At 67.0% G+C, this 17,205-nt stretch carries 17 protein-coding genes; 7 read left to right on the top strand and 10 right to left on the bottom strand.

Annotated features, from left to right (window positions below; translation table 11 throughout):
* The 3 genes from B4U45_RS12575 to B4U45_RS12585 all read left to right on the top strand — a co-directional run.
* Positions 1–1,160 (top strand): MFS transporter (locus B4U45_RS12575; protein ID WP_219859409.1); only part of this gene is annotated, 1,160 nt, incomplete at its 5' end.
* Between the two features lie 296 nt (positions 1,161–1,456).
* Positions 1,457–2,035 (top strand): nucleotidyl cyclase domain-containing protein, encoded by a 579-nt coding sequence (locus B4U45_RS12580; RefSeq protein WP_131808375.1) that lies wholly within the window; start codon positions 1,457–1,459, stop codon positions 2,033–2,035.
* A gap of 126 nt (positions 2,036–2,161) precedes the next feature.
* Complete coding sequence (locus B4U45_RS12585; RefSeq protein ID WP_083156020.1) at positions 2,162–3,103, top strand: RDD family protein; 942 nt, start codon at positions 2,162–2,164, stop codon at positions 3,101–3,103.
* On the opposite strand, the gene B4U45_RS12590 is transcribed toward B4U45_RS12585, so the two are convergent.
* Positions 3,104–3,475, bottom strand: a complete 372-nt coding sequence (locus B4U45_RS12590; protein WP_083156018.1) for a hypothetical protein — start codon at positions 3,473–3,475, stop codon at positions 3,104–3,106.
* Between the two features lie 131 nt (positions 3,476–3,606).
* Here B4U45_RS12590 and B4U45_RS12595 point away from each other — a divergent pair, with 131 nt between their 5' ends.
* Positions 3,607–4,311 (top strand): PadR family transcriptional regulator, encoded by a 705-nt coding sequence (locus B4U45_RS12595; protein ID WP_075549648.1) that lies wholly within the window; start codon positions 3,607–3,609, stop codon positions 4,309–4,311.
* 243 nt (positions 4,312–4,554) lie between these two features.
* Positions 4,555–5,034 (top strand): hypothetical protein, encoded by a 480-nt coding sequence (locus tag B4U45_RS29245; RefSeq protein WP_241780358.1) that lies wholly within the window; start codon positions 4,555–4,557, stop codon positions 5,032–5,034.
* A gap of 81 nt (positions 5,035–5,115) precedes the next feature.
* Here the strand turns inward: B4U45_RS29245 and glpK are convergent, their stop codons facing one another.
* A complete protein-coding gene (glpK, locus tag B4U45_RS12605) occupies positions 5,116–6,663 on the bottom strand; it encodes a glycerol kinase GlpK (RefSeq protein WP_162877326.1) in 1,548 nt (515 codons plus the stop codon).
* 94 nt (positions 6,664–6,757) lie between these two features.
* Here glpK and B4U45_RS12610 point away from each other — a divergent pair, with 94 nt between their 5' ends.
* The gene (locus tag B4U45_RS12610) at positions 6,758–8,242 is read left to right on the top strand and encodes a glutamate-cysteine ligase family protein (protein ID WP_075549647.1); all 1,485 of its coding nucleotides are present in this window, start codon (positions 6,758–6,760) and stop codon (positions 8,240–8,242) included.
* Between the two features lie 10 nt (positions 8,243–8,252).
* The gene (locus B4U45_RS12615; protein ID WP_075549646.1) at positions 8,253–8,942 is read left to right on the top strand and encodes a class I SAM-dependent methyltransferase; all 690 of its coding nucleotides are present in this window, start codon (positions 8,253–8,255) and stop codon (positions 8,940–8,942) included.
* 13 nt (positions 8,943–8,955) lie between these two features.
* On the opposite strand, the gene egtE is transcribed toward B4U45_RS12615, so the two are convergent.
* The 8 genes from egtE to B4U45_RS12655 all read right to left on the bottom strand — a co-directional run.
* Positions 8,956–10,092 carry an ergothioneine biosynthesis PLP-dependent enzyme EgtE gene (gene egtE, locus B4U45_RS12620; protein WP_075549645.1) on the bottom strand — a complete coding sequence of 379 codons (1,137 nt, stop codon included), beginning with the start codon at positions 10,090–10,092 and terminating at the stop codon, positions 8,956–8,958.
* Entirely contained in the window at positions 10,089–11,054 is a 966-nt protein-coding gene (gene egtD / locus B4U45_RS12625; RefSeq protein ID WP_075549644.1) for an L-histidine N(alpha)-methyltransferase, read from the bottom strand. Before egtD ends, egtE begins: the two co-directional genes overlap by 4 nt.
* On the bottom strand, positions 11,054–11,752 hold the full coding sequence (gene egtC, locus B4U45_RS12630) for an ergothioneine biosynthesis protein EgtC (RefSeq protein WP_075549643.1): 699 nt from the start codon (positions 11,750–11,752) through the stop codon (positions 11,054–11,056). The genes egtD and egtC overlap by 1 nt, the downstream gene beginning before the upstream one ends.
* Entirely contained in the window at positions 11,752–13,050 is a 1,299-nt protein-coding gene (egtB, locus tag B4U45_RS12635) for an ergothioneine biosynthesis protein EgtB (protein ID WP_075549642.1), read from the bottom strand. Before egtB ends, egtC begins: the two co-directional genes overlap by 1 nt.
* Positions 13,047–14,336 carry an ergothioneine biosynthesis glutamate--cysteine ligase EgtA gene (gene egtA, locus B4U45_RS12640; protein ID WP_075549641.1) on the bottom strand — a complete coding sequence of 430 codons (1,290 nt, stop codon included), beginning with the start codon at positions 14,334–14,336 and terminating at the stop codon, positions 13,047–13,049. Before egtA ends, egtB begins: the two co-directional genes overlap by 4 nt.
* Positions 14,337–14,469: 133 nt before the next feature.
* The gene (locus B4U45_RS12645) at positions 14,470–15,144 is read right to left on the bottom strand and encodes a sensor domain-containing protein (protein WP_075549640.1); all 675 of its coding nucleotides are present in this window, start codon (positions 15,142–15,144) and stop codon (positions 14,470–14,472) included.
* The gene (locus B4U45_RS12650) at positions 15,131–16,588 is read right to left on the bottom strand and encodes a catalase (RefSeq protein WP_075549639.1); all 1,458 of its coding nucleotides are present in this window, start codon (positions 16,586–16,588) and stop codon (positions 15,131–15,133) included. Before B4U45_RS12650 ends, B4U45_RS12645 begins: the two co-directional genes overlap by 14 nt.
* Positions 16,589–16,801: 213 nt before the next feature.
* Positions 16,802–17,205 (bottom strand): hypothetical protein (locus B4U45_RS12655; protein ID WP_244899367.1); only part of this gene is annotated, 404 nt, incomplete at its 5' end.

Below are 17,205 nucleotides of genomic sequence, written 5' to 3' on the forward strand. Positions count from 1 at the left end.
CGGGTATGAAAGCACGCGCGATAGCGGGCTGGATGGCCATTGGCTGTATTGGTGCGGGTTCCGCCCCGGCATTGGGCGGGGTCCTGGTTGAGGAGTTCGGCTGGCGCAGCGTCTTCGCGGTCAATGTGCCTCTTGGCGCAATCGTGTGGCTACTGACGGTACTGAGTGTCAGCGAATCCAAAGACCCTGATCCGACTCAGCTCGACTGGCCGGGGCAGCTGTTGTTTGCCCCCGCGATCGCGGTGATCGCGTACGCGATCATCGAGGCCCCGAGGGTGAATCGGCAACCCGGGTTGATCGTGACGCTGCTGCTGGTGGCAATGGTGTTACTGCTGTTTTTTGTTCAGCACGAACGTCGCGCCGCCTTCCCGCTTATCGATCTACGCTTGTTCACCGACCCGGTGTACCGGTCGGCGCTACTGGTGTACTTCGTCGTAATGTCCTGCTATTTCGGGACGTTGATGGTCATCACCCAGCACTTCCAGAACGTGCGCGGCTTCTCGCCGTTGCACGCGGGTCTGCTGATGTTGCCGGTACCGGTCGGATTCGGCATCGCCAGTCTGCTGGCAGGCCAGGCAGTCCAACGCTGGGGCCCTCGGCTGCCGCTGCTCATTTGTCTCACAGCAATGATTGCCGGGTTGGCGCTGTTCGGGATGGCGATCGGCCAGGTGATACCAATCGTGATTATCGGACTGGCCTTGTTCGGCGCGGGGGCAGGCGGGTGCGCCACACCGCTGTTGAGTATCGGCATGACCGAGGTCGATGATCACCGTGCCGGCATGGCGGCGGGTCTGATCAATCTGCAGCGCTCCCTGGGAGCCATCTTCGGGGTAGCCCTGCTTGGCTCCATCCTCGCAGGCTGGCTCAGCGCCTCTTTGCCGCAACAGCTCGAGACGGTGATCCGCGATCCCGCCGAACGCGCAGCCGTCATTTCTTCTGTGGTTGACGGCGCAAATCCGTGTGCCCACGCCGCTGATATCGGAACCGGACATCCAATGACTTCAACGCAGGAGCGGCTGGTCGTTGCCGTAACGGACCAAGAGTTCATCCGCGGGGTCCAGTTCGCCGTTGCCGCAGCCGCAGTCTTACTCATGGGCGCGCTGGCCCTTGGTGCGCGCCGATTCCCCGGTCGTCTTACCACCGCACCGCACCATGACTGAACGCTGACTCGACAGCCATGTTGGTCAGTCGAGGCTATCGGAGTCGCGACACGCCCGCCACAGACGAAACCGGTGCCACAAGCCGTTTGCGACCGTCACCACAAGGCGGGACCCGTTCACTGCGAGCACGCCAGCAACCCGACCCCGCCAACAACGATGTGAGTCCGCGTCACTTCGGGCCGCAATGTTTCAAACTGGTTACAACGCAACGCTACTGGGCAAATACGCGCGAATCTTGGTGTGGCTAAGCGCTATTGCCGATGGTTTTCGCGGAATCCTGCCAGACCATGGTAGCCATGGCCCAATCATCACGAAAACTCAGGATGAACAGCTGCCTTACCGGATCGCCCTGCTTCTCATCGACACGGGAGGTGACAGTAGTGCTAAGTCGCGTTGACGGACTGGAACACGCCATTGCCACCGAAGTGGTTCGGTTGAACCGGCAAGCAACCGACGCCATCGCGGCATACCGCGGCGCATATTTTGCCGATCCTGGCGAGATCGACACGTTCGGAGCCATTTTCGAGGACGCCAGCGATGCCGTGGCCGCCGCCCTGGAATTGCAACGGGCTGCGCTTGCAGCGATCAAGCCCAGGATAGGGATTCATACCGGTGAGCTCGGTCCGTTCTGTACCCAGTCGACGATGCGCCACGCCATAGCACTTCGCGACTTTGCCAACCGCGGTCAGACGGTGATATCCCGTACGACCAAGGAGGCGGTGCATGGATATCTTCCCCACGGTGCCTGGCTGCTGAATTTGCGCGCACATGTGCTGGACCGTGAAGGTCTCGAGGAGGTAGTTCAGGTGTGCCATACCGACCTTTGCAGCGACTTCTCGCCAACCCGATGGATCCCAAAGTCGAAACCCGCATAGGAGGGGGCGGCTGGGCATTCGGCGCTCCTGGCATGTGTAACCGCACCGATACCTCGCTTGGGCGTCTAGTCGAGTAATGACTCACTGGGGCAAGCGGCAGGTCGCAAAACCTGTAGCGTTCCGGGTATGTCGGAGGTGGTGACCGGGGATGCGGTGGTGCTCGATGTACAGATCGCCCAGCTGCCGGTGCGTGCGGTGAGCGCGATCATCGACATCACCGTGATCTTCATCGGCTACCTGCTCGGGCTGATGCTGTGGGCGGCCGCGTTGAGCCAGTTGGACGCGGCGTTGACCATTGCGTTCCTGATCATGTTCACGGTGCTGGCGTTCGTCGGTTACCCGGTGGCCATCGAGACCGCGACCCGGGGCCGGTCGGTGGGCAAGATCGTGATGGGCCTGCGCGTGGTATCCGACGACGGGGGCCCGGAACGCTTTCGCCAGGCGCTGTTTCGCGCGTTGGCGTCGGTGGTGGAGATCTGGATGCTGCTGGGCAGCCCGGCCGTGATCTGCAGCATGGTGTCGCCGAAGGGCAAGCGCGTCGGTGACATGTTCGCCGGCACCATCGTCGTCAGCGAGCGTGCTCCGCGCCTGGGGCCGCCGCCGGCCATGCCGCCGTCGCTGGCGTGGTGGGCGTCGTCGCTGCAGCTGTCCGGGCTCACCGCCGGACAGGCCGAACTCGCGCGCCAATTCCTTTCCCGGGCACCGCAACTGGATCCGCCGCTGCGCGAGCAGATGGCATACCGGATCGCCGGCGAGGTGTTGTCCCGGGTGGCGCCACCGCCCCCGCCGGGCGTTCCGCCGCAGCTGGTGCTCGCCGCGGTGCTTGCCGAACGGCACCGCCGCGAGCTGGCACGGCTCCGTCCGCCGATGGGCCCGGCTATGCCGCCGATGGGACCGCAGGGGCCCTACGCTGCGGCGCCGTGGCCCGCCCGGCCGCCGACCGCCCAGCCATGGCCCGCCCAGCCGCCGATGTACCCGCAACCACAGGCGATTCCGTGGCCGGAACCCCCGGAGCCCGACGTGCCGCCGTACACCCCGCCGCCCGGCAGCTTCTCGCCGCCGAGCTAGCTACTGCGCGACCGTCACGGCCAGGATGGCGACGTCGGCAACCAATAGCGCCAGACCGACCAGCGGAACCGCGATGCCGAACCGGAGCTTGGCGGCGAACACCGAGACGACGATGACCAACAGGGCCACCACCGGCGCGCCGTAGAACAAGACACCGAAGTCGATTCCGGCGCCCAGGTTGGGGCAGCGGCTTTCGCTGCAGGCATCGGTGCTCATCACCGCGCCGAGAGCGAACAACATCACGATTGCCGCACCCGGCACGGTCAGCAGGGCGAGCACCCAGGTGATCCATAAGCGGGCCTGCCCACTGCCCCGCGTCGGAGCGGCCACGCCACTGGGACGCGTCTCCGTCAGGCGATTTCTGCCGTCCATGACCTCAGGGACTACCCGGGCGAGGACAACCGCAAACCACGGTCCACCGTTGCATCTCGTTCTGTCGCGATATATCGTTACTGTATCGGCATAGCTTTCGGCGCCGCTTTCGACAGACATAAGGAACAGACATGGACAACCTTTTCACTGCCCCCGGCGGGCCATTCGGCGCTCGGCCAGGGTTCGGCTTCGGTCCCGGCCCCGGCCTGCCGCCCGGACAACGCCGCGCGCTACACAGCGCCCGGCGTCAGGCCCGACGTGAATTCTTCGAAAACCTGCGCGACCATGCCGGTGACCACGACGGACCGCTGGGGTTCGGTCCCGGTTTCGGCCCGGGGTTCGGCTTCGGCTTCGGCCCCGGCGGCCCACGCGGCGGTTGGCGCCGCGGCGGGCGCGGCCGTGGCCGCCGCGGCGACATCCGGGCGGCCATCCTGGTGCTGCTGAGCGAACGGCCGATGCACGGCTACGAGATGATCCAGCAGATCGCCGAGCGCAGCAATGACCTGTGGCGTCCCAGCCCCGGCTCGGTGTACCCGACCTTGCAGCTACTCGACGATGAGGGCCTGATCACCGCCGGCGCGGCCGACGGCAGCAAGAAGCTCTTCGAGCTGACCGACGAGGGCCGGGCGGCCGCCGAGAAGATCGACACTCCGCCGTGGGAGGAGATCGCCGACGGCGTCGCGCCGGGACACCTCGAATTGCGCCGGGCCATGGGCCAGCTGATCGGCGCGGTCATGCAAGCGGCGCATGCCGCCGGCGTCGAGCAGCAGCAACGCATCGTCGACATCCTCAACAATGCGCGCCGCGAGATCTACGGCATTCTCGGCGAGGACTGACCGGTCTTGGTGGTCGGTGTGGACAGCTTTTATGCGAATCTATCGTTGAGCGTCGGTTTCATGGCTTGGCTAGACAGGAAACCCATTGTGACTCGACCCGCTATTCATCGTCAGCAGTTCCGCCAGGACCGCGGGCGACGTCGGGCCTTGGCCCCCGCGTGGGCGATCAGCGTCAGCTCTGATACTGGTTCGACTGGAAGAATGCGTTGCATGACCGTCACCCCAGAAAAGGAAACGTGAGTGATGGGCGCTGCTACCGAGCATGACTGGATCAAGGAGGGCCTGCTCATCGCGGGCCTGCAGGACTGGATTTCACTTAGCGAGGTGCACTCGTCATTCCTTACAAACACCGGGCCGCGGCGGCCGGTACACGAAGTTCAGCAATTGACGTTGAGCATGATCCGCGAGCTCGTCAGCGAGGGTCTGTGCGTATTGGGCACTGCGGCCGGTAGTAAGCGAAATCCTCACCTGGAACCGTGCCGCCGAACGAGCTTCATTGTCGACGTAGCCGGTGGCTGCGGCGGCGAGTTTCGCAGCCGTCTGCTGCACCCGCGCCGTGCACTCGACTCCGGCCGCGGCGACCCCGCATTGGAGCCAATGACCACTGCGTGGCTTGCCAGCCATGTCGAGCCCACACCTGTCGGCGCGCCGTTGCCAGCCAGTCTGCCCGCCAAGGCCACACACCAGCCGGCTTCCGCGTGCAGGCCCGCACCGCTGGCCTGAAGTTCACTGGTAGACGATTCCATCGCCGGCAATCTAGTGCGGCTTGCTTTGTCACGAACTTCAGCCCGAGCCAGCCCCTATCTACGACACGTCGACCCAATCCAGGGTTCGCTGCACCGCCTTGCGCCACCCCGCGTACCCGGCGGCGCGCTGCTCGTCGGTCCACTGCGGCGTCCAGCGCTTGTCCTCCTGCCAATTGGCCCGCAGGTCCGACGGGTCCGTCCAGAACCCGGCCGCCAAACCCGCCGCATAGGCCGCGCCCAGCGCGGTGGTTTCGGCGACGACCGGCCGCACCACGTCCACGCCGAGCACATCGGCCTGGATCTGCATGCACAAGTCATTGCTGGTGATACCGCCGTCGACCTTCAAAACCTCAAGGCGCACACCGGAATCGGCTTCCATAGCGTCGACCACGTCCCGGCTCTGGTAGCAGATGGCCTCCAGCGTCGCGCGGGCCAGATGCGCATTGGTGTTGAATCGCGACAGCCCCACGATGGCGCCGCGGGCATCGGATCGCCAATAGGGAGCGAACAATCCGGAGAAGGCCGGCACGAAATACACCCCGCCGTTGTCGGGAACCTGACGAGCGAGCGACTCGCTTTGTGCGGCGCCGCTGATGATGCCGAGCTGATCGCGCAGCCACTGCACCGCCGAACCGGTGACCGCGATCGAACCCTCAAGCGCGTAAACGGGTTTGGCGTCGCCGAACTGGTAGCACACCGTGGTCAGCAGGCCGTTCTGCGATCGTACGATGGTCTCGCCGGTGTTGAGCAGCAGGAAATTGCCGGTGCCGTAGGTATTCTTGGCCTCTCCCGCGTCCAGGCACACCTGACCGACCATGGCCGCATGCTGGTCACCGAGCACACCGGTGATCGGCACCTCGCCGCCCACCGGCCCGGTGTCCAGCGTGACACCGTACGGCTGCAGCGGTGACGACGGCTCGACGGCCGGCAGCATCGCGCGCGGGATGTCGAAGAACGACAGCAGTTCGTCATCCCAGTCCAGCGTCTCCAAGTTCATCAGCATGGTCCGGCTGGCGTTGGTCACGTCGGTGACGTGCACCCCGCCGCGCGGCCCGCCGGTCAGATTCCACAACACCCAGGTGTCCGGGGTGCCGAACAACGCATCGCCGCGTTCTGCGGCGTCGCGCACCCCGTCGACGTTATCCAGGATCCACTGCAACTTCCCGCCGGAGAAGTAGGTCGCCGGCGGCAACCCGGCCTTGCGGCGGATCACCTCACCGCGGCCGTCGCGCTCCAGTGCCGCCGCGATCCGGTCGGTGCGGGTGTCCTGCCAGACGATCGCGTTGTAGTACGGCCGGCCGGTGTGCTTGTTCCACACCAGAGTCGTCTCTCGCTGATTGGTAATCCCCAGGGCCACAATGTCTTTGGACGACAGATCCGCCGCGTTGAGCACCGACATCAGCACCGAGGCGGTGCGCTCCCAGATCTCCACCGGATTGTGCTCGACCCACCCGGCGCGGGGCAGGATCTGCTCGTGCTCGAGCTGGTGCCGGGCCACCTCGGCGCCCCGATGATCGAAGATCATGCAGCGGGTGCTGGTGGTGCCCTGATCGATGGCGGCTATGAACTCTGAGGACTCGGCCAACTGCACTCCTAAACGTGACATCGAACACTGGGGTTAATCGTCCATGATGGGTACCGATCCGCGGCTACCCGGGTCGCACTTGCGCGGCGGGCGGTAAACCGGTTGCATCGGCGTTGTGGGCGAAGAGGTCAAGCGCACCACGTATGACCGCACACACCGGCGGGAATACCGGCGCAAGGTGCAAGTCTGTCTGGACGTCTTTGAAACGATGCTTTCCCAGTGCAGCTTCGATTCCGACCTGCCGCTCACCGGGATGGAAATCGAATGCAACCTTGTCGACGGCGACTACCAGCCCGCCATGTCGAATCGGTCGGTGCTGGACGCGATCGGCGATCCGGCCTACCAGACCGAATTGGGCGCCTACAACATCGAATTCAATGTGCCGCCGCGACTGCTGTCCGGGCGTACCGGCCTGGATCTGGAACGGGACGTGCGGGCCAGTCTCAACGACGCAGAGCGAAAGGCCGGTTCCGACGGCGCCCACATCGTGATGATCGGCATCCTGCCCACGCTGATGCCCGAGCATCTGACCGAGGGCTGGATGAGCGAATCCACCCGCTACGTCGCGCTCAACGAATCGATCTTCGACGCCCGCGGTGAGGACATCCCGATCAATATCTCCGGCCCGGAGCCGTTGAGCTGGCAGGCCGCCTCGATTGCCCCCGAATCAGCTTGCACCAGTATGCAATTGCATTTGCAGCTGGCTCCTGCCGATTTCGCCGCCCACTGGAACGCGGCCCAGGTGCTGGCCGGCCCACAGCTTGCGCTGGGCGCCAACTCCCCCTACTTCTTCGGCCACCGGCTCTGGTCGGAAACCCGCATCGAACTGTTCGCCCAATCCACCGACACCCGGCCGGAGGAGCTGAAGACCCAGGGCGTGCGGCCGCGGGTGTGGTTCGGCGAGCGGTGGATCGGCTCCATCCTGGACCTGTTCAAGGAGAACATCCGCTACTTTCCGTCGCTGCTGCCGGAGGTGTCCGACGAGGATCCGGTCGCCGAGCTCGCGGCCGGACGGGTCCCGCAGCTAGCGGAATTGCGGTTGCACAACGGCACGGTGTACCGGTGGAATCGGCCGGTGTACGACGTCTCGGAGGTGGCCGGCGAAGGACGGCCGCACCTGCGGCTGGAGAACCGGGTGTTGCCGGCCGGACCGACCGTCCTGGACATGCTGGCCAATTCGGCGTTCTATTACGGCGTGCTGCGCAGCCTGGCCGAGGCCGAGCAACCGCCCTGGACCCAGATGAGTTTCGCTGCGGCACAAGCGAATTTCTTCGCAGCAGCCCGGCACGGCATCGATGCCCTGATGCACTGGCCCGGCTTGGGTGAGGTGCCGACGCGGGAGTTGGTGTTGACCACGCTGCTGCCGATGGCTCACGATGGACTGCGGCGGTGGGGTGTCGACGCCGAGGTGCGCGACCGGTTCCTGGGGGTCATCGAGGGCCGGGCCAGCGTCGGCCGCAACGGCGCCACCTGGCAAGTCGCCACGGTGCGCGGGCTGGAGGACGGCGGGATGAACCGGCGCGCGGCATTGGCCGAGATGCTGCGCCGCTACTGCAAGCACATGCACGCCAACGAGCCGGTGCACACCTGGGGTGAGTAGGTTGGGAGCCATGACTTCTGAGGTAATGGACTGGGACGGCGCATACCGGCAGCAGGGCGTGTTCGAGGGCCCGCCGCCGTGGAATATCGGTGAGCCGCAGCCGGAATTGGCGGCGTTGATCGCGGCCGGGAAGGTCCGCAGCGATGTGCTCGACGCCGGATGCGGGTTCGCCGAATTGTCGCTGGCGCTGGCGGCGGAGGGCTACACCGTGGTGGGCATCGACATCACGCCCACGGCCGTCGCGGCGGCCACCAAGGCCGCCCAGGAGCGGGGGCTGAGCACGGCCAGCTTCGTGCAGGCCGACATCACCGACTTCGCCGGTTATCCGGACGGCTCCGAGGGCCGCTTTGCCACGGTGCTCGACTCCACGTTGTTTCATTCGCTGCCGGTGGAGGGGCGCGACGGCTACCTGCGCTCGGTGCATCGTGCGGCCGCGCCGGGCGCCCGCTACTACGTGTTGGTGTTCGCCAAGGGGGCGTTCCCGGCCGAATTCGAAGCCCGACCCAACGAGGTCGACGAGGACGAGTTGCGAGACGCGGTGAGCAAGTACTGGGAGATCGATGAGATCCGGCCCGCGTTCATCCATGCCAATGTGCCGCAGGTTCCCGGAGCGCCGTTCGAAATGCCGCCGCACCCGCGCGACGAGAAGGACCGGATGATGTTGCCGGCCTATCTGCTGAGCGCGCACAAGGCCGGCTGACCCGTCACGCGGCCTAGCCCGACGTTGCCGCGGTGCCGGCGATCAGCGCCTCGGCAAAGGCCTCAAGGTCGTCGGCGGTGGTGTCCACGTGCGGTGAGATCCGCAGCACCGGCGCCGTCAGTTCCTGCTGCGCTCGCCCCACATTGGCGCAGGTCGTCACGATTCCCCGCTCCGCGAGCAGCCAGGCCCGCACTGCCGCCGGATCGGGGCCGTCGACCGCGGCCAACGTGGTGATGGCACTGGGTTCGTCGACCGGTTCGACCACCACCCAGCCGTCCACGTCTGCCAGCAGGGTCCGGGCGAGGCCGCCAAGCTCGGCCAGGCGCGCCCTGATCAATTCCGGCCCGTAGCTCAGGTGTTCGCCGACCGCTACTGAAAAGCCCACGCGCGCGGCCACATTGGCCTCACCGAGCTGCAGGCGCTGCGCCACCGACATTGCCGGGGCCCAGTCCGGCAGCGGCAGCCGCGGAGTCAGCCGTTGCATCAACTCCGAGCGCACCGCCAGCACCCCGACACCGCGCGGCCCGGCGAGCCATTTTCGTGACGATGAATAGGTGACGTCGGCGCCTACCGCGCAGTCCACCTGCCCCAGCGCCTGTGCGGCGTCGACGACCACCGGCAGGCCCAACTCACGGCACAGCCGGACCATCATCGCCAGCGGCTGCACGGTGCCGCGATGGCTGCCCACCGGGGTCAGATGCACCAGATCGGGCGGATCCTCCTCCAGTTCGAACGCCGCGTCGTCCAGCGCCAGCCGGCCGTCGTCGAGGGTCGGCAGGAAGCGCACCTCAAACCCGAGGGCGTCCATCACGGCCAGGTTGGGCCCGTATTCACCGGGCAGGCAGGCCAATGTCTGGTGGGCGCCCGGCCAGCTGCCCAACAACAGATCCAGAGCGTGCAGCGACCCGGTGGTGAACACCACCTCCGCGTCCGGCATGCCGCACAGCGTGGCGACTGCGGCGCGTCCCGCGTCGAGCACGGCGGTGGCGGCCTCGGCGGCGACATACCCGCCGACCTCCGCCTCGTGCAGCGCATGCCGGGCGGTGGCGTTCAAGACCGCGAAGCTTTGCCGCGAGCAGGCGGCGCTGTCCAGGTGCAGGCCCGCGACCGGCGGGCGAGCCGCCCGCCACCGCTTCGCCAGGGTGCTCACTTCACGGCCAGCGACAAGCCGAAATCACCGGCGTCGTCGGTCCGCCACCGGGTGCGACGCAGCCCCGCCGCGGCCAGCTCGGCCGCGACGCCGTCCGGCCGGAACTTGCACGACACCTCGGTCAGCATCTCCTCGCCGGGGGCGAAGTCGACGGTCAGCTCGAGTGCGCCCACCCGCACCCGTTGCCGGCGATCGGCGCGAAGCCACATCTCGATCCGCTCCTCGGCGGCGTTCCACCGGGCGACGTGCCGGTAGGCGTCGAGGTCGAAATCGGCATCCAGTTCGCGGTTGATCACCGCGAGGACGTTGCGGTTGAACCGGGCGGTCACGCCGGCGACGTCGTCGTAGGCCCTGACCAGCCGCTCGGGGTTCTTGACCAGGTCGGTGCCCAACAGCAGGCTATCGCCAGGCTGCATCACGCCGGCCAGGGTCGCCAGGAATTCCGTCCGCGGACCGGGTGTCAGGTTGCCGATCGTCGAGCCCAGGAACACGAACAATCGTCGGCCGCCGACGGGAATCTCAGCCAGGTGTTCCTCGAAATCACCACATACAGCGTGTATTTCGATGCCCTGGTACTCGCCCTTGATAGCGTTCGCGGCCGCCGACAGCACTCCCGAGTCGACGTCGAACGGCACGAATCTGCGCAGCGAACCGCGATCGCGCAACGCATTCAACAACATCCGGGTCTTTTCCGAGGTGCCGCTGCCGAGTTCGACCAGGGTGTCGGCCCCGCTGGCGGCGGCGATGTCGGCGGAGTGGGCTCGCAGAATACCGGCCTCGGCGCGGGTCGGGTAGTACTCCGGCAACCGGGTGATCTGGTCGAACAGATCGCTGCCCACCGAATCATAGAACCACTTGGGCGGCAACGATTTTGGCGTCATTTGCAGGCCGTCGAATACGTCGCGGCACAAGGCGAGGTAGGCGGAGTCCTCGGACAGGTGGTTGGACAGCGACAGCGTCATCAAGGTCCTTTCGTGGCGTCCAAGGCGGTCAAAGTGAACCCGTCCGCGGTGACCTCCACCAGGTGGCGGTCCGGTACGTCGGCCCAATCGGCGTCGTCGTCGTAGGGTTCGCTGGCCAGCACCACCCCGTCGGGGCGTTGCAGCATGGAAAGCGTCTCGTTCCAGGTGGTGGCCAGCAACCGAGATCCGTTGGCGGCCAGTATGTTCAGCCGGGCGAGCGGGTCGGCGGCAGCTATCTCGACGATAGTTCCGGCCAGTTCGTCCAAACCGCGCTCGAAGATGGTGGCCGCCAATACCGCGCTGTCGCAGACAGATTCGGTCGACGAGGTCAGCGGCAGCACGGCGCGGTCAACAACGCCGTTGTGCGACAGCAGCCACTGTCCGTCGGTAAACGGTGCGGTGGCGCTGATTTCGATCGGCATCCCGACGGTCGCCGAGCGGACCGCGGCGACCACGCAATGACTGCGCAACGCCGGCGCGACCGACGCGAATGACATGTCGCCCCACAACGGTGACGCGCTGCGCCACCGCCGCGGCACCCCCGCGTCGAAAAAGCCGACGCCCCAACCGTCGGCGTTCATCAGGCCGTGCTTTTGCCGGCGCGGCGCATAGGACTGCACCAGCAGGCTTTGCGGCGGCTCCAGCACCAGCGTCGACAGGGTCACCTCGGTGCCCAGCCAACCCAGATGACGGCACATCAGGCCGGCTCCTCAACGTCCCAGGCCAGCCGGACGCCGGAGAAGATCTGCCGGCGGTACGGGTGATCCCAGTTGCGGAAGCTGGGCCGCAGGATGGCCGGCTCGACGGCCCAGGATCCGCCGCGCAGCACCCGGTAGTCACCGTCGAAGAACGGTTGGGAGTACCGGTCGTAGATCATCGGGACGAATCCGGGCCAGGGCCGCAGCGGCGAGCTGGTCCACTCCCAGACATCCCCCAGCAGCTGCTCGGCGCCATAGGCCGAGGCGCCGGCCGGGTAGGCGCCCACCGGCGCCGGGCGCAACGCCGCGGCACCGAGGTTGGCGTGCCTGTCCGACGGCTGCTGCGAGCCCCACGGGTAGCGGCGCCGAGACTCGGTCACCGGATCCCATGCGCACGCCTTTTCCCACTCCACCTCGGTGGGCAGCCGGGCGCCGGCCCACGCCGCGAAGGCCTGCGCTTCGAAGTAGGTGACATGCTGCACCGGCTCGTCGGGCGGAAGGTCTTCGTGGTAGCCGAACCGGGTGCGGGTTCGCCCGTCGGAATTCCAGAACTGTGGGGCGGTCAGGCCGGCACTCCGGCGGTATTGCCAACCGCGATCGGACCACCACCGCGATTGGGTGTAGCCGCCGTCGTCGACGAACTGTCGCCATTCGCCGTTGGTGACCGGAACCCGGCCGATCCGGAAGGCCGGCACGTCGACGACATGGGCCGGGCGTTCGTTGTCCAGCGAGTACGGCTCGGTCTCGGCGTCCACACCCAGCACGAACGGCCCACCCGGCACCAGCACCGACGTCCCGGCCACGCCGGGCCGCCCGGCCGGCAGCACGGACGTCTCCCGCAGCAGCGGCGCGCCGGGGCGCAGGTTCAACGCCTGCAGCATCGTCTCGGTGTGCTGGTATTCGTGGCTGGCCACCATGCCGAAGGCAAAGCCAGCGTCGTCGGGCCGGCCGTCCGGCACGGCGTCCAGTGCGTCCAGGGCCGCGGAGCGCACGGTGCGGCAGAAGGTTCGCGCCTGGTCCGGAGACAGCAACGGCAACTCGACCCGGCTGGCGCGCGAGTGCTGGAATGCGTCGTAGAGGCCCTCGACCGCCGGCGGCAACATCCCAGGGCGATCCGGGTTGCCGCCGCGCAGCAGCCACAACTCCTCCTGCTGACCGATGTGCGCCAAATCCCACACCAGCGGGCTCATCAGCGGGTCGTATTGGCGGCATAGCTCCGCGTCGTCGAAATCGACCAGGCGCAACGTCAACGTCCGGGCCCGCTCCAGATCGCGGGCCAGCCTTTCGCGTGTTGTCACGCTTCCCCTCGCGCCAGCCGCGCTACCGCTGGCGCGATCCCGGATTCGACGACCCGGTCGGCGAAGTCGTCACCGCAGCAGCGGCCCTGCTCGACATTGGCGATCAACACCTGCATCGCGTCGGCGATCTGCGTCGGCGCCCGTTCGGCGGCGACGGCGACGCATCGGTTGGCCGCCGCGTAGAGCCGCCGGTCCTCCAGGCCGACGCGGGCAGCGGCGTCCCAGGCGGTGGCGACCGGTTCGACGGCCTCCGCGGCCAGCTCCGCCGCCGCCGGGTCGTCGAGCAGGGTGACCACCGTGAAGGCCAGAGCCGGCCAGAACGTGTCGGGCACGCTGTCGAGGTAGCGGATCTCCAGCCATTGCCGGGGCCGCACCGGCGGGAACAACGTGGTCAGGTGATAGTCCAGGTCAGCGGTGGTCGGGCGGCGGCCACCCAGCAACACCGTGCCGTCGGCCCAATCGGCGAAGGGGACGTAGTGGGTCACCGCCACGGCATCCGGGTTGTGCACCAGCATCACCGGCGCCTTCAGGGCGTAACGCGCCCAGTCGGTGGCGGGGTCGTCGCCGCTGGCGCCCAGGATCGGCCCGCACCGGGCCGCATCCATCTGGCCCCACACCCGCTGCCGGGTGGACCGCCAACCGGAGAACTCGCCACCGAGCATCGGGGAATTGGCGGCGATCGCGATCATCGTCGGCCCCAAGGCGTGGGCCAGTCGCACCCGCGACGCCCAATCGGCCTGCGGCCCGGCGTCGATGTTGACCTGGATGGAAGCGGTCGCCGTCATCATCGCCGCGCCGGCTGCCCCGGAGTCGCTGGCGGCGAAGAACTGTTCCATGGCCCGATAGCGCGGGCCCGGGTTGATCCGCTTCGTCGGCCGCAGCGGGTCGGCGCCGAGGAACACCAGGCCCAGGCCGGCGTCGGCGAAGGCCGGACGCAGCACGGCCTGGTCGAGGTTCATCGCGTCGATGGCCGCCAGCACGCCGTCGCACGGCGGACCCGACAGTTCCACCGCGCCGCCGGGTTCGACGCTGACCGCGCTGCCGCCGGGCAGCGGGCTCACCCAGTCCAGGACGTCGCTGATCTCGTCCCAACCGGGTCGGCGAAACGGATCCGCGGGGTCATAGCAGTGCGCCTCCAGCTCCAGCCCGACCCGCCCGAGCGGACCGTCGACGAGGCAGCCGTCGGCGACGTACTCCCCCGCGGCTTCCAGCGAGGCGATCTCGCTATCGCTGTCACCGGCGCTGTCCAGCTGCGCTGCCGCGGCAGTGCTGGGGGCAAACGTCATATCACGATTCCTCCGGGGCCTGCGCAGCTATCGAGAACGATAGCCGCCACCATCTCATCTTCCAGAGCGCCCCGACATATTCCCGTCCGCTTTTCGATGCCCGGTTCAGATGAGTACCCACATTTGCGGGCGGCTACTGACCCAGCAGGTTCTGCATTGCCCCGGCCAGGACGTTGACCGCGGGACCGCCGTTGCCGGACTGACAGACCTTGGCTTGCAGCAACACATTTTCGCGCAGCCTGGTTTGATTGAAGCAACGCCGGTCGGTGCCGGCTTCTTGTTTGGTCCACGCCGCGTCGTGTGGGCCCGGCGGGCCGCCGTCGAACGACCACACCTGCGTGGTCCCGTTGTCCAGGTGCATCGCGGTGGTTTGACCCGAGCAACCCACGGTTCGGTCCACGACCCGGTGAAACGCCCGGTCTGCCGCGTCGTTGCTGGCGAACACCCCGACCGCCTGCTTGACATAGTGGGTCTGGTCGGTGGCGGATGTCTGGGTGATGGCCCCGTTGAACGACGCCAGGTCGGGGTCGTTGTATACCTCCGGTAGCCCGATGTCGGCCCAGTTGTTGCACACCGGGAGGTCGACCGCGTACGCCTGGAACGGGTCGATGAACACTGACTCCCAACCCATCGGCGCGCCGACGATATTGCCGACCGATCCCCTGCCCAGGATGGCGTAGTTCACCACCCCCGGCTCTGACGGGTGAGCCGCCGCAATCGGAGCTGCGGGGGCTGCCACCCAGCCCGCTGCCCAGCCCGCAAGGGCCAGGCTCAGCACCGCGTTGCGCATCCGCTCAGGCCTTGCCATGAAGCCGGGCCCGCACGCCTTCCTCCACCTTCTTGCCCAGATCGGGGTCTACGTTGCGCCAGTACTCGAACACCCGTGACAGCACTGGCTCCTGCACACCTTTGGAAGCATGCCCAATGATGTTGTGGGCCAAGCGTTCCCGGGCCTCGTCATCGAGCACGTCGCGGACCAGGGTGCCGGCCTGTCCCCAGTCGTCGTCGTCGGAACGCAACGTGTACGCGGCACGCACCATTGGGCCATCGGCCATCCAGCGCACTTCGGCCGCGCGCGCCGGATCGGCCTGCGGGCCGCCGTAGGAGTTGGGCGCATACACCGGATCGGTGACGTTGTGGATCCGCATCGCGCCGTCCTTGGAGTAGCTGTTGACCTCCACCTTCGGCGAATTGACCGGAATCTGCTTGTAATTGGTGCCCAGTCGGGCCCGGTGTGCATCGGAGTAGGAGAACCCGCGCGCCAGCAGCATCTTGTCCGGGCTCAATCCGGTGCCGGGCACGATGTTGTTGGGTTCAAATGCGGCCTGCTCCATCTCGGTGTGATAGTCGGTGACGTTGCGGTCCAACGTCAGTTTGCCGACGTCGATCAGGGGATAGTCGCGATGCGGCCATACCTTGGTCAGATCGAAGGGGTTGAACCGATAGGTCTTGGCGTCCTCGAACGGCATGATCTGCATCTTGAGTGTCCAGCTGGGGAATTCGCCCCGCTCGATCGCGTCGTAGAGATCCCGCTGGTGGTAGTCGGCGTCCTCACCGGCCAGCCGGTCGGCGTCCTGCTGCGTCAGGAAGTCGATGCCCTGGTCGGTGATGAAGTGGTACTTCACCCAAAAGATCTCGCCAGCGGCGTTGATCCAGCTGTAGGTGTGGCTGCCGTAGCCGTTCATGTGCCGCCAGGTCTTCGGAATGCCGCGATCCCCCATCAGCCAGGTGACCTGATGGGCCGACTCGGGTGAGAGGGTCCAGAAGTCCCACTGCATGTTGTGGTCGCGCAGGTTGTTTGCCGCCCGGCGCTTCTGGGAGCGGATGAAGTGCTGGAACTTCAGCGGGTCGCGAATGAAGAAGATCGGGGTGTTGTTGCCGACCATGTCGAAGTTGCCCTCCGACGTGTAGAACTTCACGGCGAAACCGCGCGGGTCCCGCCAGGTGTCCGGGCTGCCGCGCTCGCCGGCGACGGTGGAAAACCGGATCAGTGTGTCGGTTTTGGCGCCGGGCTGGAACACCGCGGCCCTGGTGTAGTTGCTGACGTCATTGGTCACTTCGAAGCGGCCGAACGCGCCGCCGCCTTTGGCGTGCGGCTGACGTTCCGGGATGCGTTCCCGGTTGAACATGGCCATCTGCTCGATCAGGTAGTGGTCCTGCAGCAGGATGGGGCCGTCGGGGCCGACGGTCAGCGACTGGTCGTCGCTGGGAGCCGGACTGCCCGCGTCGGTGGTGGTGTAGCGCTCGGTCATATCGGTGTCTCCTCGTCGACTGGGCGGGTTCAACGAAACTTATTGGATTGCACGGCAATACGCTTTAGTGACGCAACTAGGCCAGATCATGCTGGGCGCCAAGGACTTTCGACCTGCTACAGCACGGCCCGGCATCCCGCGATGGGACGCCGGGCCGGTTGTCCCGCGCCAGGTTGGTCACATGACCCAGTATGCGCTTGTTCGCTGAACCAGTTATGGCCGCGACGGCGCCGTGGTGGGGCTGGGGCTGCTGGGCGTCTGCGGAGCCCCCGGACCCATCTGGCCGGCACCCGGACCGCCCGGACCGCCGGGGAACCCAGGGCCCATGCCGGGACCCATGCCAGGGCCCATGCCAGGGGGAGGGGGTCCGGGGAATCCGAACTGCCATCCCTGCCCCGGGCCGGGGCCACCCGGACCGGCCGGCATGAACATGCCGTGATGGTGGTGGCGATGGTGATAACACTTGCCGTACCCGAAAACCAGGGCGCCGGCGACAAAGATCGACCAGACGATGAAGATGACGCCGGCAACGATCACCACCCACGCCGCGGCCTGGTAGAGCCTCGGCGGCTTTTCCCTCGGCGGGGGTGGTGGTGGCGCGGTGGCTACGGCAGCCG

Source organism: Mycobacterium persicum (assembly GCF_002086915.1).
Lineage (GTDB): Bacteria > Actinomycetota > Actinomycetes > Mycobacteriales > Mycobacteriaceae > Mycobacterium > Mycobacterium persicum.